The sequence below is a fragment of the uncultured Sphingomonas sp. genome (assembly GCF_964244235.1).
GTDB lineage: Bacteria > Pseudomonadota > Alphaproteobacteria > Sphingomonadales > Sphingomonadaceae > Sphingomonas.
Genome location: NZ_CAXTII010000004.1, coordinates 34,665 through 54,562, shown reverse-complemented (window position 1 = coordinate 54,562; position 19,898 = coordinate 34,665). Strand labels below are relative to the sequence as shown.

Annotated in this window: 23 protein-coding genes; 21 read left to right on the top strand and 2 right to left on the bottom strand. The window is 68.5% G+C overall.

All coding sequences use genetic code 11. From position 1 onward, the window contains the following. Window positions 1–60 precede the first annotated feature (60 nt). From ACFE7D_RS01655 to ACFE7D_RS01570, 18 genes are all read left to right on the top strand, one after another. A complete protein-coding gene (locus tag ACFE7D_RS01655) occupies window positions 61–1,161 on the top strand; it encodes a phage portal protein (RefSeq protein ID WP_375393687.1) in 1,101 nt (366 codons plus the stop codon). 38 nt (window positions 1,162–1,199) lie between these two features. Continuing rightward, window positions 1,200–1,466 (top strand): DUF6127 family protein, encoded by a 267-nt coding sequence (locus tag ACFE7D_RS01650; RefSeq protein WP_174286399.1) that lies wholly within the window; start codon window positions 1,200–1,202, stop codon window positions 1,464–1,466. Continuing rightward, window positions 1,463–1,846: an HK97 family phage prohead protease gene (locus ACFE7D_RS01645; protein ID WP_375393686.1), complete on the top strand. Its 384-nt coding sequence runs from the start codon at window positions 1,463–1,465 to the stop codon at window positions 1,844–1,846. The genes ACFE7D_RS01650 and ACFE7D_RS01645 overlap by 4 nt, the downstream gene beginning before the upstream one ends. A 10-nt stretch (window positions 1,847–1,856) precedes the next feature. Next, window positions 1,857–2,891 (top strand): phage major capsid protein, encoded by a 1,035-nt coding sequence (locus ACFE7D_RS01640; protein ID WP_375393685.1) that lies wholly within the window; start codon window positions 1,857–1,859, stop codon window positions 2,889–2,891. 66 nt (window positions 2,892–2,957) lie between these two features. After that, window positions 2,958–3,509: a hypothetical protein gene (locus tag ACFE7D_RS01635; RefSeq protein WP_375393684.1), complete on the top strand. Its 552-nt coding sequence runs from the start codon at window positions 2,958–2,960 to the stop codon at window positions 3,507–3,509. Continuing rightward, complete coding sequence (locus ACFE7D_RS01630; protein ID WP_375393683.1) at window positions 3,506–3,898, top strand: DUF3168 domain-containing protein; 393 nt, start codon at window positions 3,506–3,508, stop codon at window positions 3,896–3,898. The genes ACFE7D_RS01635 and ACFE7D_RS01630 overlap by 4 nt, the downstream gene beginning before the upstream one ends. Before the next feature lie 176 nt (window positions 3,899–4,074). Continuing rightward, window positions 4,075–4,482: a phage major tail protein, TP901-1 family gene (locus tag ACFE7D_RS01625; protein WP_375393682.1), complete on the top strand. Its 408-nt coding sequence runs from the start codon at window positions 4,075–4,077 to the stop codon at window positions 4,480–4,482. Then, a complete protein-coding gene (locus ACFE7D_RS01620) occupies window positions 4,479–4,835 on the top strand; it encodes a gene transfer agent family protein (RefSeq protein WP_375393681.1) in 357 nt (118 codons plus the stop codon). The genes ACFE7D_RS01625 and ACFE7D_RS01620 overlap by 4 nt, the downstream gene beginning before the upstream one ends. After that, on the top strand, window positions 4,832–5,038 hold the full coding sequence (locus ACFE7D_RS01615; protein ID WP_375393680.1) for a phage tail assembly chaperone: 207 nt from the start codon (window positions 4,832–4,834) through the stop codon (window positions 5,036–5,038). Before ACFE7D_RS01620 ends, ACFE7D_RS01615 begins: the two co-directional genes overlap by 4 nt. Continuing rightward, the gene (locus tag ACFE7D_RS01610) at window positions 5,031–5,600 is read left to right on the top strand and encodes a tail tape measure protein (protein ID WP_375393679.1); all 570 of its coding nucleotides are present in this window, start codon (window positions 5,031–5,033) and stop codon (window positions 5,598–5,600) included. Before ACFE7D_RS01615 ends, ACFE7D_RS01610 begins: the two co-directional genes overlap by 8 nt. 38 nt (window positions 5,601–5,638) lie before the next feature. Next, the gene (locus tag ACFE7D_RS01605; protein WP_375393678.1) at window positions 5,639–7,909 is read left to right on the top strand and encodes a TIGR02217 family protein; all 2,271 of its coding nucleotides are present in this window, start codon (window positions 5,639–5,641) and stop codon (window positions 7,907–7,909) included. Further along, the gene (locus ACFE7D_RS01600; protein WP_375393677.1) at window positions 7,906–8,706 is read left to right on the top strand and encodes a DUF2163 domain-containing protein; all 801 of its coding nucleotides are present in this window, start codon (window positions 7,906–7,908) and stop codon (window positions 8,704–8,706) included. The genes ACFE7D_RS01605 and ACFE7D_RS01600 overlap by 4 nt, the downstream gene beginning before the upstream one ends. Continuing rightward, entirely contained in the window at window positions 8,703–9,098 is a 396-nt protein-coding gene (locus tag ACFE7D_RS01595; RefSeq protein ID WP_375393676.1) for a peptidoglycan endopeptidase, read from the top strand. The genes ACFE7D_RS01600 and ACFE7D_RS01595 overlap by 4 nt, the downstream gene beginning before the upstream one ends. Before the next feature lies 1 nt (window position 9,099). Then, window positions 9,100–11,250 (top strand): phage tail protein, encoded by a 2,151-nt coding sequence (locus ACFE7D_RS01590; RefSeq protein WP_375393675.1) that lies wholly within the window; start codon window positions 9,100–9,102, stop codon window positions 11,248–11,250. Between the two features lie 52 nt (window positions 11,251–11,302). Beyond that, window positions 11,303–11,806 (top strand): DUF2793 domain-containing protein, encoded by a 504-nt coding sequence (locus ACFE7D_RS01585; RefSeq protein WP_375393674.1) that lies wholly within the window; start codon window positions 11,303–11,305, stop codon window positions 11,804–11,806. A gap of 113 nt (window positions 11,807–11,919) precedes the next feature. After that, a complete protein-coding gene (locus ACFE7D_RS01580) occupies window positions 11,920–13,047 on the top strand; it encodes an OmpA family protein (RefSeq protein ID WP_375393673.1) in 1,128 nt (375 codons plus the stop codon). Between the two features lie 107 nt (window positions 13,048–13,154). After that, window positions 13,155–14,321 carry an acyl-CoA dehydrogenase family protein gene (locus ACFE7D_RS01575; protein ID WP_375393672.1) on the top strand — a complete coding sequence of 389 codons (1,167 nt, stop codon included), beginning with the start codon at window positions 13,155–13,157 and terminating at the stop codon, window positions 14,319–14,321. Further along, window positions 14,321–14,791 (top strand): hypothetical protein, encoded by a 471-nt coding sequence (locus tag ACFE7D_RS01570; protein ID WP_375393671.1) that lies wholly within the window; start codon window positions 14,321–14,323, stop codon window positions 14,789–14,791. Before ACFE7D_RS01575 ends, ACFE7D_RS01570 begins: the two co-directional genes overlap by 1 nt. Window positions 14,792–14,815: 24 nt before the next feature. Here ACFE7D_RS01570 and ACFE7D_RS01565 read toward each other — a convergent pair whose 3' ends face one another. Both ACFE7D_RS01565 and ACFE7D_RS01560 read right to left on the bottom strand, forming a co-directional pair. Next, the gene (locus ACFE7D_RS01565; protein WP_375393670.1) at window positions 14,816–16,921 is read right to left on the bottom strand and encodes a M3 family metallopeptidase; all 2,106 of its coding nucleotides are present in this window, start codon (window positions 16,919–16,921) and stop codon (window positions 14,816–14,818) included. Window positions 16,922–16,957: 36 nt separating this feature from the next. Continuing rightward, the gene (locus ACFE7D_RS01560; RefSeq protein WP_375393669.1) at window positions 16,958–18,409 is read right to left on the bottom strand and encodes a glycosyltransferase; all 1,452 of its coding nucleotides are present in this window, start codon (window positions 18,407–18,409) and stop codon (window positions 16,958–16,960) included. Between the two features lie 72 nt (window positions 18,410–18,481). Here ACFE7D_RS01560 and ACFE7D_RS01555 point away from each other — a divergent pair, with 72 nt between their 5' ends. From ACFE7D_RS01555 to ACFE7D_RS01545, 3 genes are all read left to right on the top strand, one after another. Further along, on the top strand, window positions 18,482–19,060 hold the full coding sequence (locus ACFE7D_RS01555) for a cytochrome b (RefSeq protein ID WP_375393668.1): 579 nt from the start codon (window positions 18,482–18,484) through the stop codon (window positions 19,058–19,060). A gap of 95 nt (window positions 19,061–19,155) precedes the next feature. Next, a complete protein-coding gene (locus tag ACFE7D_RS01550; RefSeq protein WP_375393667.1) occupies window positions 19,156–19,380 on the top strand; it encodes a hypothetical protein in 225 nt (74 codons plus the stop codon). 43 nt (window positions 19,381–19,423) lie between these two features. Beyond that, window positions 19,424–19,894, top strand: a complete 471-nt coding sequence (locus ACFE7D_RS01545; RefSeq protein WP_375393666.1) for a DUF2721 domain-containing protein — start codon at window positions 19,424–19,426, stop codon at window positions 19,892–19,894. Window positions 19,895–19,898: the final 4 nt, after the last annotated feature.

The window sequence follows — 19,898 nt, the reverse complement described above, 5'->3', positions numbered from 1 at the left end:
GACGACGTTTCGCGGCGGTGACGGATGTCGATCCCTCGCCCACGTTCAAAGGAAAACCACATGAAACTCTTCGGGTGGAAGGCCCCGCGCGACGGCGCGCGGCCGGCATTGTCGCGTGCGGGCGTCACCGCGTTTTCGGGCGACTGGCCGCAAGGGTATGAGGCGCAGGTGCGCAGCGGCTACCGCGACAACGCGGTCGGGCAGCGTGCGGTGCGGCTGATGGCGGAAAGCGTGGGCGACGCACCCCTGACCGCTTCGGACCCGGCGCTCGTCGCGCTGGTCACCATGCGGTCGGGCGGTCAGACCCTGCTCGGCGATGTCGCGGCGCAATTGCTGTTGCACGGCAACGCCTATGTCCAGCTGCTGCGCGATGCGGATGGCAGGATCGCCGAACTCTATGCGCTTCGGCCCGAGCGGGTGACCGTCGAACCCGATGCGGGCGGCTGGCCCGCGGCCTATGCCTACCGGGTCGGCGGCAACGTCACGCGGCTGTCCGCGGACCCGGTGCGGCCGCAGGTGGTGCATATCAAGGCGTATAACCCGCTCGACGACCATTACGGGCTTGGCTGCCTGGGCGCGGCGTCGGGCGCGGTCGCGGTGCACAATGCGGCCGCGCGCTGGAACAAGGCGCTGCTCGACAATGCCGCGCGGCCGTCCGGCGCGCTGGTGCACGAGGCGGCGGACGGATCGGTGCTGTCGCGCGACCAGTTCGACCGGCTGCGCCGCGAGATGGAGGAGGGGTTTTCCGGCGCGGCGAATGCCGGCCGGCCGATGCTGCTGGAGGGTGGCTTGCGCTGGCAGGCGATCAGCCTGACGCCCGCCGAGCTGGACTTCGTCGGCACCAGGGCGGCGGCGGCGCGCGAGATCGCGTTGGCCTTTGGGGTGCCGCCGATGATGCTCGGGCTGCCCGGCGACAGCACCTACGCCAATTACCGCGAGGCGAACCGCGCGTTCTTCCGGCTGTCGGTTCTGCCGATGGCGGGGACCATCCTCGACGCGCTGGCGCAGGGGCTGCGGGGGTGGTTCCCCGACGCCGCGCTGTCGGTCGATCTCGACCGGGTCGCGGCGATCGCCGAGGACCGCGCCAGCCTGTGGGACATGGTCGGCAAGGCGGATTTCCTCACCGAAGAAGAGAAGCGCGCGAAGGTCGGGCTGTCGTGACCGCCCCCCTTTTTACAGGGCATGTGCTGGCGCAGCTGATGAAGCAGGGGGCGGAGCGCGGCGCTGACCTGGTGACGCTGCGCGCCATCGCGGAGGAAGCGGGCGAGCTTGGCGCGACGCGAGCGCTGACCCGGCTCGGCCTCGCCGACGAGCGGGCGGAACGCGACGTCGCGGAACTTCGCGAGCTGCTGGGGGCGTGGCGCGATGCGAAGCGGTCGGCGTGGAAGGCGATCATTGGCTGGGCGTGCGCGGCGGTGCTCGCCGCGCTGGCGCTGAAGCTGGGGTTCGGGGCGCTGGTCAAGTGAGCGGGCGTCAAGTGAGCGGGCGGTTCACCGGGTACGCCGCCTTGTTCGACCGGGTCGACCGGGCGGGCGACGTGATCCGTGCCGGGGCCTTCGGCGAACCGCGGACGGTGCCTTTGCTGTGGCAGCATCGCGGCGAACCCGTCGGCCGCGCTTCGGTGCACGAGGATAGGCGAGGATTGGCGGTCGACGGGATCATCGACGATCCGGCGCTGGCCGCAGCGGTGCGCGGCGGCGCGGTCGCAGGATTGTCGGTCGGTTACCGCCCGCGCGCGGTCCGCCAGGGCGCGAACCGCGAACTGACCGCGGTCGATCTGGTCGAGGTCAGCCTGGTTGCGATCCCGATGCAGTCGCTGGCGCGGGTCGCGCAGTTTTTCACCTGAGGAGAAAGTCATGGAAACGGAAAACGAGATGACGGGCGGCGCGGTCGTGCGGCCGGTGCTGGAAGGCGCGCGCCAGGATTCGGCAAGGGCGCATGGGGCGGCGTTCGAGGGCTTCGTGCGGAACGGCGCGACGATGGAGATGAAGGCGTTCACCGGCGTGACCGGGGACTCGGGCGGCTTCGCGGTGCCGACCGAGATCGATGCGGTGATCGACCGCACGCTCGCCTCGATCTCGCCGATCCGCGGGATCGCGAACGTCGTGAAGGTCGGCTCGGCGGGGTATCGCAAGCTGGTGACGACGGGCGGTACGCCATCGGGCTGGGCGGCGGAAACCGATGCGCCGGGGCAGACCGCGACCCCGGTCTTCGCCGAGATCGCGCCGCCGATGGGCGAACTCTATGCCAATCCCGCGGCGAGCCAGACGATGCTCGACGATGCGGCGTTCGATGTCGAGGCGTGGCTGGCCGACGAGATCGCGACCGAATTCGCGCGGGCGGAAGGGGCGGCGTTCGTCGCCGGTTCCGGGGTCAATCGCCCGCGCGGGTTCCTGCAATCGCCGGTCGCCGCCGCGCTGGACGGGGCGCGGGCGTTCGGTACGCTGCAATATCTGGCGACGGGGACCACGGGCGATTTCGGCGATCATCCCGACGAGCGGCTGATCGACCTGGTCCAGAGCCTGCGTTCGCCCTACCGCCAGGGCGCGAGCTTCGTGATGAACGCCGGCACGCTGGCGCGGATCCGCAAGCTGAAGACCGCGAACGGGGCGTTCCTCTGGGCACCGAGCCTGGATGCGAGCACGCCGGCAACGTTGCTAGGCTATCCCGTCGTCGAGGCCGCGGACATGCCCGATATCGAGGCGAACAGCGTCTCGGTCGCGTTCGGCAATTTCCGTGCGGGCTATCTGATCGCCGAACGGACCGAAACGCAGATCCTGCGCGATCCCTATTCGAACAAGCCGTACGTCAATTTCTACGCGACCAAGCGCGTCGGCGGCTGCGTGTCGAATTCGGAGGCGATCAAGCTGCTGAAGTTCGCGGCTTCGTAACCGACGCGCGGACGGGGCGGCCGTTTGTCGGCCGCCCCGCCATCTCGAACCATCGGGGAGAACATCATGACCGCATCGGCAATCCCGGCGGCCGTGATCGCGGATGCGGTCGCGGCGGCGGGAGCATATCTGCGCCTGACGCAAGGGGAGGCGGACGACGTGCTGACGCGCGCGACCGCCACCGCGCTTGCGCTCGGCGAGGCGTATCTGGGCACCGCAATCGTGACGCGGGGATTCGGGGATGTCATCCGTCCCGGCCCGGACTGGCGGTTGCTGGACGCAAAACCGGTGCAGGCGGTCACCGGCGTCACGGCGCTGCCGGCGGGCGCGGCACCCCATGTGCTGCCGGTCGATGCCTATGCAATCGACATCGACGGTGATGGCGACGGATGGATCCGGTTTCCCGTCACGATCGGCGTGGAGCGAGTGGCGGTCGCCTATGTCGCCGGGCTGGCGACGACATGGGCGGACGTGCCGGCAGCGGTAGCGCAAGGCGTCGCCGCACTCGCCGCGCATCTGTTCGAGGCGCGGGCGAGCGATGCGCAACCGCCAGCCGCGGTAGCGGCATTGTGGCGGCCGTTCCGGCGGATGGGGATCGGCGCGGCGGTGATGCGATGAGCGGCGTGCGTACGCTGTTGCAGGCGGCGATCGCCGCGCGGCTGTCCGCCACCCTGACCGGCGTCCGCGTGCTCGACGCACCGCCGGGACGGATCGGCGGCCCGTTCGCGGTGGTCGACGAGCCGGTGCTGACCGACTGGAGCACCAAGACCTGGGCGGGGCGCGAGGGGCGACTGATCGTGCTGCTGTATGATGGCGGCGAGCGGCCGGTGCGGCTTCGCGGTGTGTGCGACGCGGTGGAGGCGGCGCTCGCCGACCCGCCGCCGCTCGCCGAGGGCTGGCGGATCGTGCGGCTGAGCTTCGTGCGCAGCCGAATGGCCTGCATCGCGACCGACCGGTGGACCGGCACGGTGGAGTTCCAGGTGCGGGTGGTGCGGGAGGATTCTTAAGAGAGCCGACCATTCCAAGCGTCACCCCGGCCTGGCGCCGGGGTCCATGGTGCCGCGCACGATGCGTTTCGAGTCTCAAGCACCTCGCTCTGCTGCACGATGGACCCCGGCCCGAGGCCGGGGTGACGGAAGTGTTTTCCTTACCAATTCAAACACCTAAACAACGGAGAAACATCATGAGTGTCGAACGGGGAAGTGCGTTCCTGCTTAAGGTCGGCGACGGCGATACGCCGCCTGCTTTCGCGACGGTCGCGGGGCTGCGCACCACGCAGTTGACGGTGAACGGCGAGACCGTGGTCGTGACCAGCAAGGATTCGGGCGGCTGGCGCGACCTGCTGTCGGGCGCGGGGGTGCGCAGCGTGACGGTAGCGGGGGCGGGGGTCTTCACCGGCTCCGTCGCGGAGGTCCGGATCAAGGGCAATGCGCTGTCGGGGACGATCGACGATTACCGGCTGAGCTTCGAAAGCGGCGAGACGATGACCGGGCGGTTCCTGGTGTCGCGGCTGGATTATGCCGGCGATTTCAACGGCGAACGGTCCTACACCATGAGCCTGGAAAGCTCCGGCCCGGTGGTGGCGGCATGAGCGCGGCGACCGATGCGGTAGCCGCCGCGATCCCCGCCGGCCCGGCGACCGTCAATGCGGCAAGGGGCGAAGCGAGCGTGCGGATCGGCGGGGTCGATATCGCGCTCCGTCCGACCTTCCAGGCGCTGGTCGCCGCGGAGGGCGAGCTTGGGCCGTTGTTCGGGCTGGTCGAACGCGCGGCGGACGGCGGGGTCGCGCTGGCCGAGATCGTCGGGCTGTTCTGGCATTGCCTTCGCGTCCCGCCCGAGGGGCTGACGCGTGCGGCCTTCGCCGAGGCGATCGTCGAGGCGGGATTGTCCGCGGCGATGCCGGTGCTCCGGACATTGCTCGGCCAGATCGTGGCCGGGCGATGAACGCGGCGCGCTTCGCCGCGGTAGCGGTGCGGCTGGCCGGGCTTGCCGGGCTTCGGCTCGGCTGGTCGCCCGATGCGTTCTGGCGGGCGACGCCGGCCGACCTGGCGGCGGTGGTTGCGGCGTTGCAGCCGGCGACCGGCGAAGCGACGCCGCCCGATCCCGCGACGATCGCCAGGCTGAAGGAGGTGCATCCCGATGGATGACGTGCAGGACATGGTCGTCGGCGTCCGCGCCGACACCGCCGGCTTCGCGCGCGATGTCGCGGCGATGCGCGCGCAGCTGGAAGGACCACTGACGGCGGGGGCGGACAAGGCGAGCCGCGCGATCGGGGCCAATCTGCTGCGCGCGGTGCAGACCGGCAAGCTCGGTTTCGCAGATCTGGAGAAGACGGCACTGTCCGCGCTGGATTCGATCGCGTCGAGCGCACTGAAGAGCGGGCTGGCCGCGATCGTCGGCACCGGATCCGGGTCGGGCGGATCGGCGGGCGGGTTGCTGTCGGGGCTATCGGGTCTGGTCGGCGGGCAACCGGGGCGCGCGACGGGCGGCCCGGTATCGCCGGGTCGGGCCTATATGGTCGGCGAGCGCGGGCCCGAACTGTTCGTGCCGACCGCGGCTGGGCAAGTGAATGCCGGTGGTGGTGGTGGTGGTGCGCGTTCCGTCAACGTCTCGATCGCGGTCAATGCGCGCGCGGGGGAAGCACCGGCGGCGCTGCAGCAGTCGAGCCGGCAGGTCGCGCGGGCGGTGAAGGCGGCGTTGGGGAATTAATCCCTCTCCCAGAGGGGGAGGGAATTAGGAGAAATCTCATGCCCCATTGGCTTTGCCCTACCCGGACGGTGCAGCATGCTGGCGTCGTTACCCGGTTCGATCCGCGGTTCTGGACGGTCAATTTCCCGCGGCCGATGATGGCGGCGGTCACGACGACCGCACCCGACGCGCTTCGCATCGACACCGTCTTCTATCGCAAGGGCGACCTTGCCGGGCTGATCTGGGACGCCGCGGACACGATCGACCATGTGCTGTTGCGGTACGAGACGGACCGCGATTTCCGGGACTGCCGGCTGGCGTTCCGCTGGCGATCGTCGGGGGTAATGCCGCTCGATGCGGTCAACGGGCCGACGCTGACGATCGAGGGGCGCGATGCGGGCGGCGCGGCGCGCGCCTGGTATGTCCGGTTGTGGAATTACGCGGCCGGTACGCCCGAGGATGCCGCGATATCGATCGACTTCGCCGCGCTGGACGGCGGGTTCCTCTTGCCCGGCGAGGCGGACCCGGTGTGGGCCGGGGATATCGACCGGATGTTCGTGTCGCTGGTGCCGCCGGGCTATGACGGCAGCGATACGCCGTTCCCCACCGCGATAGAGGGGTGGATCGAACTGACCGCCATGACCTGCGACGGTCCGGGATCGGTGCTGGCGGTCGGCGACGTCGTGGTGCCGGCGCACGGCTTGCAGATCGCAAGCGGCTATGACGACAGCTACAATGTCACGCCGGCGCGATTGCTGCGCAACATGCTGCAGCTCGGATACCGGGGCGACATCGTCCATTATGTCGGGATGAGCCATTATTTCCGGCTCGATGCGCTCTATGGCGGCTATTATCCGGGGCTGACCGGCGGCACGCTGAACGCTGCGTGCGTGGCTTGGCACCGTGATTTCGCGGCCCGCGCGAAGGCGTCGGGAACTGGAATCATCTGGTCTCTGAGCTACGAAATCCTCGACGCGCATTGCTGGAACGACTGGAAGCAGCGCGCCGCGGACGGCTCGCCGGCGCAGACCGGCTGGGTGCCGCCATCGACCCTGTTGTCGCCCGCGCATGACGGCGCGATGTATTATCTGCGCGTCGTGGCGCAGGCGTTCATGGGTATCGCCGTCGCGGCGGGACTGCCGCCGAAATTCCAGATCGGCGAGCCGTGGTGGTGGGTCATGCCCGACGGGCGGCCGTGCCTGTACGACGCGAACGCCGTCGCGGCGTTCGCGCCGGTGCCGATCGCAACGGTGAAGGGCGCTATGACAACGGACCAGCGTGCGACGCTGGACCGCGCGGGGGCGTGCCTCGCCGCCTCGACGCATCTGCTGGCCAATGCGGCGAGGGACGCGGCTGCGGGATGCGTGGTGCATCTGCTGAGCTATCTGCCGAGCGTGCTCGATCCAGCCGCGCCCGAAATCCGGCGCGCGAATTTGCCGGTGGGTTGGGCCAGTCCGGCGTTCGATATCCTCCAGATCGAGGATTACGACTGGGCAGCGGCGGGCGACACCGCCGCGACCGCCGCCGGGATCGCGACCGCGCAGGCGCGGCTCGGCTATCCGCCCGCGCGGCAGCATTATCTGTCGGGTTTCGTGCTTCGTCCCGAACAGGCGGCGGAATGGACGCAGATCGATGCCGCGGCGGAGACGGCGCGGGCGCGCGGTATCGGGGCGACGTTCCTGTGGGCGCTGCCGCAGGTGATGCGCGACGGCTTTATCCATTTCGACACCCCGGAGGATGAGATGCAGGCGTATGACGATGTCGTGTTCCCGCTGGCGCTTGGCCGCGAGGCGGAAGTGGCCCCCGAATTCTCGACCGCGATCGTGACGAGCGCGAGCGGGGCGGAGGCGCGCAGCGCGGCCTGGGCAGCGGCGCGGACCTCGTATGATGTCGGCCCCGGTATCCGGTCGGAGGCGGATGTCGCCGCGCTGCTGGCGTTCTTCCGCGCGCGGCTCGGCCCGGCGCGCGCGTTCCGGTTGCGCGATCCGTTCGACGCGCAGGGGCTGGGCGAGGTGCTCGGGACCGGCGACGGCGCGAACCGGGCGTTTGCGCTGGTGCGGCGATACGGCGACGCGGTCCGCCCGATCACCCGACCGGTTCCGGGGAGCGTGACGGTGGCGCTGGACGGGGCGCCGACGCAAGGGTTCGCGTTGCAGGCGGGCGGGCAAATCGTGCTCGACATCGCGCCGGCGGTGGGTGTGGTCGTGAGGGCAAGCTTCACCTTCGACGTGCCGGTGCGCTTCGCCGAGGACAGGTTGAGCGTCAGCCGGTCGACCTTCCTGGCCGGCGCCGCAACCAGCGTGCCGTTGATCGAAGTGCACGAATCATGACCGACACGCTGGCGACGATCGCGTTCTGCTGGCGGATCGAGCGGCGCGACGGGGTGGCGATCGGGCTGACCGGCCACGACCGCGATATCGTGCTGGACGGCCTGATCCACCGCGCCGCGCCCGGCATGACACCGTCGGCGATCGTCCGGTCGGACGGGCTGGATGCCGACACGATGGCGGTCGAGGGCGCGTTCACGTCGGATGCGATCGGCGAGGACGATCTGATCGCCGGTCGCTGGGACGGCGCGCGGGTGGCACTGTCCGCCGTCGACTGGAGCGACGGCACGCTGATCGCGGCGCTCGGCGAGGGAACGATCGGTGCGGTCGAGACGAAGGACGGCGCGTTCACCGCGGAACTGGCGGGGGCGACGGCGGCGCTCGACCGGCCGGTGGCGGAGGAGACGTCCGCCGAATGCCGTGCCTCGCTCGGCGATGCGCGGTGCCGGGTGGCGATGGCGGGGCGGCGGCGGTTCGCGCGGGTGGTTTGCGTGGCGGGACAGGTGCTGACGCTGGACTCGGTCGAGCCGGTGGCGGGCGCGTACGGGCAGGGTCTGTTGCGCTGGTTCGGCGGGGCGAATGCCGGGCTGGAGGATGCGATCGCGGTGTCCGACGGCGCGACCGTGACGTTGCGCTTGCCGCCACGCTTTGCGGCGGCGGCGGGGGTGCTCGTCGAAGTGATCGAGGGATGCGACAAGAGTCTCGCGACCTGTGACGCACGCTTCGCCAACGTCGCCAATTTCCGCGGGGAGCCGTATCTGCCCGGCGTCGATCTGTTGACGCGATATCCGGGCGGATGAGCGGCGCGGCGGGCGCGGCGGCGGCGCTGGCGGCGGTGGGCGCGCGGTTCCGGCTGCACGGGCGCGATCCCGCGAGCGGTCTGGATTGCGTCGGGGTCGCCGCGCTCGCCGTGCGGGCGGGCGGATTTCGCGGATCGGTACCGAGCGGATACGCGATTCGCGGCGGCGATCCCGCCGCCCTCGCCGCGCGGTTCGACACGGTGTTGGCGGCGGCGGACGGGGCGCGTCCGGGCGATATCGTGCTGATGCGAAGCGGACCCGCACAGCTGCATCTGGGGGTGATCGTCGCCGGCGGCATGGTCCATGCGGACGCCGGACTCCGCCGGGTGGTGCTTCGGCCGGGACCGCCCGCCTGGCCGGTCATCGGCGCATGGCGATTGGGGGAGGATTGACATGGCGACGTTGCTACTCACCGCAGTCGGCGGCGCGATCGCCGGGCCGTTCGGCGCGGCGATCGGTGCGCTGGCGGGACAATATGCGGACAACGCGCTGATCTTCCGCCAGCCGTCGCGGCAGGGGCCGCGGCTGACCGAACTGGCGTTGCAGACATCGTCCTACGGCACGCAGATCCCCAAGCTGTTCGGGACGATGCGGGTCGCCGGCACCGTCATCTGGTCCACCGACCTGATCGAAAGCAGCGCCACCAGCCATGCCAAGGGGCAGCCGAGCGTCACGACCTACAGCTATTCGGCGTCGTTCGCGGTGCTGCTGTCGGCGCGGCCGATCCTGTCGGTCGGGCGGATCTGGGCGGATGGCAATCTGCTGCGCGGGGCCGCGGGCGATTTCAAGGTCGCGACGGGGTTCCGCCTGCATCCGGGCGGCGAGGACCAGGCGGCGGACCCGCTGATCGCGTCGGCGGAGGACGGCCTGACTCCGGCTTACAGAGGTTATGCCTATGCGGTGTTCGAGGGGTTGGCGCTCGGCGATTACGGCAACCGCATTCCGTCGCTGACGTTCGAGATCGTGGCGGACGCAGTACCCGTTGGTACCGGGACGATCGCCGCCGCCATCGCGCCGGAGATCGTGGGCGGGGCGGGGCTGCCGTTGGTCGGTTTCGCGGCGTCGGGCGGCAGCGTCCGCGCGGTGCTGGAGACGCTCGGCACCGCGGGCGGCGCATGGTTCGCCGCCGATGGCGCGCGGCTGACGATGCGCGACGCGGCCGCCGATCCGGTCCCCGTCGCCGATGCGGGCTATGCCGCGACCGCGAGGGGAGAACGGCGCGCGCGGCAGGTCGCCGCGATCGAGACGGTGCCGCGGACCGTGACCCTGTCGCATTACGACCCCGCGCGCGATTACCAGACCGGGGTACAGCGCGCGGCGCGGCCCGGGGCGGGCGCGCGCGACGACCGGGTCGAGATGCCTGCGGTGCTGGCCGCGGCGGACGCGAAGGCGATGGCGACGGCGATCCTGGCGCGGGCGGAGACGGCGCGTACGAAGCGTACCGTCACCGCCCGGCACGATGCGATGGTCCTCGGCCCCGGCGATCCGGTGACGATCGCCGGCGAGGACGGCATCTGGCGGATCGCGACCTCCACGGTCGAGGCGATGGTGACGAAGCTGGACCTGGTGCCGGTCGCTATCGCCCCGCGTTCGTCGGCCGCGTCGAGCGGGCGGGCAAGCGCCGCCGCCGACAGGATGGTCGGCCGGACGACGCTGGCGGTGTTCGAGACGCCGGCGCTCGACGATGCGATCCTGACGCAACCGCGGATCAGCATCGCTGCAGCAGGGGCCGGGACCGGCTGGCGGGGCGCGCCGATCGCCTACAGCATCGATGACGGGACCAGCTGGATCGACGCCGGATCGACCGCGGCCCCGGCGATCATCGGGACGCTGGAAACCGTACCCGCTGCCGCGCCGGCGACGCTGTTCGATCGTTGGGGCAGCCTGATCGTCCGGCTGGCCAGCGACGGCGCGGTGTTGGCGGATGCGGACGGTCCGGCCCTCGATCGTGGGGCCAATCTGGCGCTGGCGGGCGTGGAACTGCTTCAGTTCGGCACGGCCGAGCCGCTGGGCGACGATCGCTGGCGACTGTCGCGGCTGTCGCGCGGTCGGCGGGGCACCGAGGCGGCGATCGGTACGCAGGTCGTGGGCGATCCGTTCGTCCTGCTGACCGCGAGCGGCATTCGGACGATCGACCTGCCGCTCGCCCGGATCGGCGGCGCGGTGCGGGTGATGGCGACCGGGGTCGGGGACGGCGACGGCGTCGTCGCGACGACGATCCTGACCGGCCGATCGATCCTGCCGCCCGCCCCGGTCCATCTGACCACGACGATCGGCGCGGATGGCACCACGACGATCGCCTGGGTCCGGCGGAGTCGCGCCGGCTGGCGTTGGATCGATGGCGTCGACGCTCCGGTCGGGGAGGAAGCCGAGGCGTATCGGTCGACGCTGACCGATGCCGCCGGTGCGGTCCGCACGATCGATACCGACCGGTCGATGATCGTCGTCGCGGCGGCGGATATCGGGCCACGGCCCGTTCGCGTGACGGTCTGCCAGCGCGGCGATTTCGGCGCATCGGACGCCGCGACCATCGTCCTGGCATGACACGCTCGCCGTCGCATCGTTGCATCGTCGTCGAATGATAAGGAGCCCATGCATGACCGACCAGACCGCGCGTTTCGCGCTGCCGTTGATCGATCCCGGTCAATCGCAAAAGGAAATGACCCATAACGAGTCACTTGCCCTCATGGATGCTGCGCTGCAGCCAAGCGTTCGTGCGGTTGGGACGGCCATCCCGCCGGCCGCGCCCGCGGCGGGTGACCAGTGGATCGTCGGCCCGTCGCCATCGGGCGATTGGGCCGGTCAGGGTAACGCGATCGCGGCGTGGACGAGCGGCGGCTGGCGCTTCGTTGCCGCCGTCGAGGGGATGCTTGCCTGGAGCGTCGCCGACGCGTTGCCCGTACGCTTTTCCCGCGGCAACTGGGTGGTTGGCGACGTTGCCGCGGCACGCGTGATGGTCGCCGGACTTCCCGTGATCGGCGCGCGGCGTGCCGCCATCGCCGGGCCGTCCGGCGGCTCCGTCATCGACAACGAGGCACGCGACGCGATCGCCGCGATCCTCGCTGCAATGGCCGGACATGGCCTGATCGCCGCATCCTAGAAAAAGGTGAGGCCTTTAAGCAACACTCCGCCTTTTGTTCGCTTGCGCGGCAACCATGGGTCGGATAGTGAGTTTGCGCTGTCCGTAGTGACACTCATGGAAAGGGGAATATTATGCGGAAGCTTGCCGTAATTCTGGCACTGGCCTCCACCGCACTCGCTTCGCCCGCCTTCGCCCGCGACAAGTCGTGGTACGTCGGTGTCGAAGGTGGTGCGATGATCGTCGAAGACATCCATTATGACATCGGCGCGCTGAAGAGCGCGGCCAAGACCGATCATAACTATGGATATGACGTCGACGGTACGGTCGGTTATGATTTCGGCGCGTTCCGCGTCGAGACCGAGGTCGGGTATCGCTCGGCCACGATCGATGCCTACACGAACACGACGACGACCCCGGCCTTCACCACCGCGGGCGCTCGCTTCAACGCACCGGCCGGCTACTACCCCAATGCTGGTGGCAAGACCTCGGCGCTCAGCTTCATGCTGAACGGCCTGCTGGACTTCGGTCCGGATGATGGCATCCAGGGCTTCGTCGGCGGCGGCGTCGGTGTCGCTCGCGTTAAGGAAACACTCGGCCTCAGCCGTTCGGGTAACTTCCTGAACGACTCGGACACGCGTTTCGCCTATCAGGGTCTGGCCGGTGTCCGCGCTCCGCTGACCAGCCATATCGACGCGACGCTGAAGTATCGCTTCTTCGACGTCGACAACGTCCGCCTGGTCGATGTCGCCAACAACACCGAGAAGTTCCGTTATCGTTCGCACAGCATCCTGGGCGGCGTGACGTACAACTTCGGCGAGCCCGCGGCCCCGCCGCCCCCGCCGCCGCCGCCACCTCCGCCCCCGCCACCTCCTCCGCCCCCGCCGCCGCCCCCGCCGCCGGTGTGTTCGCCTGGGCCGTTCATCGTGTTCTTCGAATGGAACAAGTCGGACATCACGCCGGAGGCCGGGTCGATCCTCGACAACGCCGTCACCCAGTATCAGAGCTGCGGTACCGCGCAGGTCATGCTGGCCGGCTTCACCGACACGTCGGGTACGCCGAAGTACAATATCGGCCTCTCGCAGCGTCGCGCGAATGCGGTGAAGGCGTATCTGACGTCGCATGCGATCCCCGAAGGTGTCGTGACGACTCAGGCTTACGGCGAAGACCCCGCCCATCTGCGCGTTCAGACGGCGGACGGTGTGCGCGAGGTCCAGAACCGTCGCGTGGAAGTCACCTACGGACCGGGTTCGGGCAACTAGCCTTACCTGTCCGTCGGATGCGACAAGGGGAGGTCGGCGAAAGCCGGCCTCCCTTTTCGTTTGTGCGTGTACTGCTATGGGAGCGCGAAGAACAAATCGGAGAGAGCATGACCCCGGATTTCGACTTCGCGCTCGGCGAGGATGCGGAGATGATCCGCGATACGACGCGGCGCTTCGCCGCGGATCGGATCGCGCCGCTCGCGGTTCGGATCGACTCGGAAGACTGGTTCCCGCGCGATCTGTGGCCCGAAATGGGCGCGCTCGGCCTGCACGGTATCACCGTGGGTGAGGCGGACGGCGGGCTTGGCCTGGGCTATCTCGAGCATGTGCTCGCTGTGGAGGAGGTCAGCCGCGCGTCGGCTTCGGTGGGCCTCAGCTACGGCGCGCATTCCAATCTTTGCGTCAACCAGATCAGCCGCTGGGGCAGCCCCCAGCAGAAGGCGAAGTATCTGCCGAAACTGATATCGGGCGAGCATGTCGGCAGCCTCGCCATGTCGGAAGCCGGGGCCGGGTCGGACGTGGTGTCGATGAAGCTGCGCGCGGATGCCGCGGATGGCGGGTTCCGGCTGAACGGGACCAAATTCTGGATCACCAACGCAACCTATGCGCACACGCTGGTCGTCTATGCCAAGACGGGCGAGGGCAGCCGCGGCATCACGGCGTTCCTGATCGGGCGCGACATGCCCGGTTTTGCGATAGGACAGAAGATCGACAAGGTCGGGATGCGCGGGTCACCGACCGCGGAGCTGGTGTTCGACGATTGCTTCGTGCCGGCGGCGAACGTCATGGGCGCGTTGCACGGCGGTGTCGGCGTGCTGATGAGCGGGCTCGATTACGAGCGCGCGGTGCTGGCGGGAATCCAGCTGGGCATCATGCAGGCGTGCCTCGACGTCGTCATTCCCTATGTCCGCGAACGGACTCAGTTCGGTCAGCCGATCGGGTCGTTCCAGCTCATGCAGGCGAAGATCGCGGACATGTACGTCGCGTTGAATTCCGCGCGCGCCTATGTCTATGCGGTCGCGCGGAGTTGCGACGCGGGCAAGACGACGCGGTTCGATGCGGCGGGTGCGATCCTGCTGGCGAGCGAGAACGCGGTGCGGGTGGCTAACGAGGCGGTGCAGGCGCTGGGCGGAGCCGGTTACACGAAGGACTGGCCGGTGGAACGGTATATGCGCGATGCCAAGCTGCTCGATATCGGCGCCGGGACGAACGAGATCCGCCGGATGCTGATCGGCCGCGAACTGATCGGCGCGCCCGAACGCGTGGTGCAGTGATGATTCTCGCGATGCTGCTCGCGCAGATCACGCCCGTTCAGCCGATCGTGAAGGGCACCGGCCTGCCGCCCGCAACGACCGAGCAGACGGCGGTCATGGTCCCGATCGACGCGCTGTTCGCCGGGCTTGCGGCCCGGGACGCACAGGCAATCCTCGCGCAGGTCAGCCCTGACGGTGGCGCGACCGTGGCGCAGGAGAAGCCCGATGGGTCGCGCAGCGTCCACCATCTAAGCTGGACGCAATTTGCCGCGGGGATCAAACCCGGTCCGGAGCGCTATCAGGAACGGCTGGCAGACCCCGCGATCGAGATCGACGGCGATATCGCGGTGCTGTGGAGTCCCTATGTGTTCCTGATCGACGGCAAGGTCCATCACTGCGGCGTCGATCATTTCGATCTGGTCCGGACAGGCGGTGTTTGGAAGATTCAGAACATTACCTGGTCGCAGCGCATCACAGGGTGTGACGGCTAAGAGCGGGGTCATCGACGGCCGCGTCTACCCTCCGGCCGCCGCCAACCCCCGGTCCTTCAGCATCGGTTCGATCTCCGGGTCCTTGCCGTAGAACGACCGGAATATCGTGTCGTAATCCTGGCTATGCCCTCGCGACAGGACGAGGTCCCGGAACCGGTCGCCGTTCGCGCGGGTCAGCCCGCCATGCGCCTCGAACCACGCAAAGGCGTCGTTCTCCAGCATCTGCGTCCACAGATAGCCGTAATAGCCCGCCGCGTAGCCGCCCGACCAGATGTGCTGGAAATAGCTCGACCGGTAGCGCGGCGGGACATGCGCGACGTCGAGTCCGGTCTTCGCCAGCGCCGCGGTCTCGAACGCATCGACATCCCGCTTCGGTGCGCTGGCTGGCAAAGCGTGCCATTGCATGTCCAGTTCCGCCGCTGCGATCAATTCGCCCAGCGCATAGCCCTGGTTGAATTTCTGCGCCTTCCGGATCTTGTCGACCAGCGCCTGCGGCATCGGCGCGCCGGTCTTGTAATGGACCGCGTAATTCGCCAGCACCTTCGGATCGAGCGCCCAATGTTCATTGAACTGCGACGGGAATTCGACGAAATCGCGCGCCGATGCACCAAGCGACGGATAGGCGATCTGCGAGAAGAAGCCGTGCAGCGCATGGCCGAATTCATGGAACATCGTCGTCACGTCGTCGAAGCTGATGAGCGCGGGCTGGCCGGGCGCGGGCTTCGGCAGATTGGCGACGTTGTAGATGACGGGCGACGTGCCGAGCAGCGCGGACTGGCCGAGGAAGCTGCTGTTCCAGGCACCGCCCTGCTTGTTGTCGCGCTTGAAATAATCGCAATACCACAAGGCCAGATGCTTGCCGTCACGGTCGAACACTTCGAATACGCGTACGTCCGGGTTGTAGACAGGGATGTCGTGGCGTTCCTTGAAGCTGATGCCGTAAAGCTGGCTGGCGGCGAAGAAGACGCCCTTTTGCAGCACGGTGTTCAGTTCGAAATATGGTTTTACTTCTGCGGGATCGAGGTCGAAGCGCGCCTTGCGGACCTGTTCGGCATACAGGTCCCAGTCCGATGGCCTTACCGCGAAGCCGCCGCCCTGCGCCTTGATCAGCGCGTCGATCTCCCCCGCCTCGCGCCGTTCCTCCGCCGCGGTGGCGGGGATCAGTTTCGCCATGAAAGCCTCTGCGGTTCCGGGGGTCTTCGCCATCTGATCGACCAGGACATAGTCGGCCCAGCTCGGGAAGCCGAGCAGCGCCGCCTTTTTCGCGCGAAGCTGCGCGATCGATGCGGCGATGTCGCGGGTGTCGTTGGCATCGCCCTTTTCGCTTCGCGTCCAGCTCGCGTCGAACAGTTTCGCGCGCGTCGCCCGGTCGGTCATCGACTGCAGCGCGGGCTGCTGCGTCGTGTTCTGAAGCGGTACGACCCATTTGCCGGTCAGCCCGCGCGTCTTGGCCGCTTCCGCCGCCGCGGCGATCCCGCCCTCACCAAGCCCGGCGAGTGCGGCCGGATCGTCCACCACCAGCCCGCCCGCCCTGGTGCCCGCGAGCAGCTTCTGGACGAACGCGGTCTGCAGCGTCGACAGCTGCGCATTGAGGTCGCGCAGCGCCGCCTTGTCGGTGTCGGACAGCTTGGCACCGGCGCGGATGAAACGCTGGTGGACGATGGTCAGCAACTGCGTCTGGTCCGGGTTCAGCCCGAGCGTTGCGCGCGTATCCCAAAGCTTCTCGACGCGCGCGAAGAGCGCCGGGTCGAGATAGATCGCGTCGCCATGCGCGGCGAGCGCACGCGCTTCCGCCTTCTGCACCGCCTGGCGGGCGGGGTTGGTGTCCGCCTGATTGACCGCACCGAACGCCGCCGACACGCGCCGCAGCATCGCACCGGATCGTTCCATCGCTGCGATGGTGTTGTCGAAGGTCGGCGGCGCGGGATTGTCGGCGATGCCGCGGATTTCGGTGATCTGCTGCGCCATGCCCTGCTCGAACCCGGGCTGGTAATCCGCGTCCGTGATCCGGTCGAACGGCGGGGCTTCGAACGGCAATGTGCTGCGCATGGCGAACGGGTTGTCCGCCGCCAGCGCCGGCGTGGCGGGGGCGGCGAGTGCGGTCGCCACCAGCAGGGTAAAACGCTTCATCGACCGATCTCCGTCATGTCTTTGGATTTCGCTGGTTCATGATCCGGTATCGGCCGAATTGCCAGTGAAGGCGGTGCGCGATTGCGGAGTCCATGTCTCGCTGCCGCGCAGGAACGCGATCCAGCCCCAGATCGCACCCGCGTGGCGCAGCAACTGGAAGGTGAACGGTTCGGCGATCGCGGCGATGATCGCGGGGCCGATGCGCAGCCCCTTTTCCTGCCCCGTCCAGCGTTTGTAGATGTGGAGCGACCATAGATGGAAACCGAGGTCGATCGCGATCTTCGCGAGCATGATGAGCAGGATCGGCAACGCCAGCCTGAAACGCCCCGTTGCCACCAGCGCAATCAGTATGGCGAATGCGCCAAGCCCGTAGATCGGCTGGAACGTATCGAGCGCCTTGACCGGCAGCATCGCGGTGCCGAGCCGCCCGTAGCGGCGGTTGCCGACCATGTCGCGGTTCCAGTGTTGCGTCTGCAGAAACCCGCCGAACCAGCGCCGCCGCTGGCGCAGGAATGCCAGCGGGCTGGCGGGGGCATCGGTATAGGCCAGCGCACCGCCGACGACACGCACGCGCCAATCGAGCCCTTGGTCCGCGGCGTGGCGGTGGAGACGGTGGATCAGCTCGTAATCCTCGACCATGCAATCCGCGTCGAAGCCGCCGACCGCGGTCACCGCGTCGCGCCGGAATGCGGCGAACGCGCCGGAAACCAGGAGCAGGCTGTGCGCCTGTTCCCAGGCATGGCGCGACAGGAAATTGCGGACATATTCGTAGCTCTGGAACCATTCGAACAACCGCGCCGACAGGCTCGGGCCGCAGACGGGCGCGAGAACGCCGGTGGCCGCCACCAGTTCGGGTTCCGCCGCGAACGCCGCGCGCATCGCGGCGATCGCATCGGGTCTCAGCAACGTGTCGGCATCGACCGTCAGCACAACCTCGTCATCCATCGCCAGCAACGCATCGTTCAGCGCATGCGCCTTGCCCCGGTGCGCCAGCCGCAGCCAGCGAAGCGTCGGATGGCCAGGCGCGGGTGCGCTGACGGCCCCGTCCGCGGGCAAGGCCAGGCCATAACGGCCGAGCATCAGGTTCGCGGTGCCATCGGTCGATCCGTCGTCGGCGATCAGGATCGTGTCGGGCGGGGTCTGCTGCGACTGGAGCCGATCGATCGTCATCTCCAATACCTCCGCCTCGTTGAAGGCGGCGACGATGACGCCCAACGTGGCCGGTGTCGCGTCGGCAGCCAGGGGGCGGGCGGGGGCGTGTTCCAGGTCACGAATCTGAAGCGCGGTGAAGACCAGCAGGACGGTATCGTAGAGGATATAGGCGATCCCGATCGACCAGATCGCGACGCCTTGGCGATTGAACGCCTGTGCGAACAACAGGATGAACGTGAGCGGTGCAGCGAGGCCGATGAGACGGCTGGCCATCGGGATCGGCCGCGGCGAATAGCGCGGCGATGCTGTGATCAGGACCGCGTTCAGGGATGTCATGCGTGAAATTGCCGATCTAGGTTAGGGCAAGCAAATCGCGTAACGCGGTGCCGGATTCAAGGGAGATCGGCTATGATGGTGACGCGGTATACCCGAACGGCTATGCTGTTCCACTGGCTGATCGCCGTCGGTATCGTCGCCAACGTCGCGCTTGCCTGCACCTGGCCGTATCTGGGCGACACGTCGGTGCGACCGGCGATCGATACGCACAAGTCGATCGGGGTCACCATCCTCGGGCTTGCGGTCATGCGGCTTATCTGGCGCTCGACGCACCGGCCGCCGCCCCTTCCCGCCAACTATACGCCCGTCGAGCGCAAGGCGGCGCACGGGGTGCATTGGGCGTTCTACGTCCTGATCTTCGCGATGCCACTGACCGGGTGGATCATGGATTCGGCGTACAAGGATGCGGCGAGCCATCCGATGTACTGGTTCGGGCTGTTCCAATGGCCGCGGATCGCTGCGGTGATGCATCTCGACCCGGCGACGCGCGACCGCGTGCATGACGGGTTCGGCGCCGCGCACAGCTATCTGGCCTGGGTGATCTGCGCGCTGTTTGCGCTACATGTCGGCGCGGTGGTCAAGCACGAGTGGATCGACGGCGATCGTGAGCTCAAGCGGATGCTGCCCGGCGGTGCCGACGCCACCGAATGAAATCGTTGTTATCCCGTGATCAGGACTGGCGTAATGGCGTGTTAGCGATATATGACACCTCACCGAGCGAATGAGCCGGCGAACAGGAGATCTTGATGCGCGGATATGTGATGACGGCGGGCGTTGCCGCGGCGATGCTGATGGGTGCGCAAGCCGACGCGAAGGGGTGTCTGAAGGGTGCGGCCATCGGCGGAGTCGCCGGTCATTATGCGCATCACCACGCCGTGCTTGGTGCGGCGGCGGGCTGTGCGATCGGTCATCACCGCGCGAAGGTCGCGGCGCGGCAGCGGGCTGCGGAGCAGCGGCAGGCGGGGCATTGATCCGGGCGACCGGCCCCGCCCAGATGACCGGGGCCGGTCGCTGATGCCGCCCGTCACCGATCTGGGCAGCGCCGCGCATGTCGTGCAACTGGCGCTGACCCCGATCTTTCTGCTGACGGGACTCGCCTCGCTGCTGAACGTCTTCACGACGCGGCTCGGGCGCGTGGCGGATCGGGTAGACCGTTTGAACGAAGCGGCGGGATCGGACCGTCGGCAACTGGATCGGCTCCGGCTTCGCTCGCGCATCCTGGACGGGGCGGTGCTGTTCGCCGCGTTGTCCGGCGGGCTAACGTGCGCGGCGGCGCTGACACTGTTCTTCGGTGCGCTCCGGGATTCCGCAACGGGGGCGTGGCTGTTCGCGTTTTTCGGCGCGGCGCTCGGCTGCGCGATGCTGGCATTGACGGCGTTTTCGGCGGAGACGATCCTCTCCGGGCGTCAGGTCCGCGAAGCGACGACGCCGGAGGCCGACCGACCGCCGGACAGCGATCGGGATCCGGCAAAATCCGGGGCGTAACGTC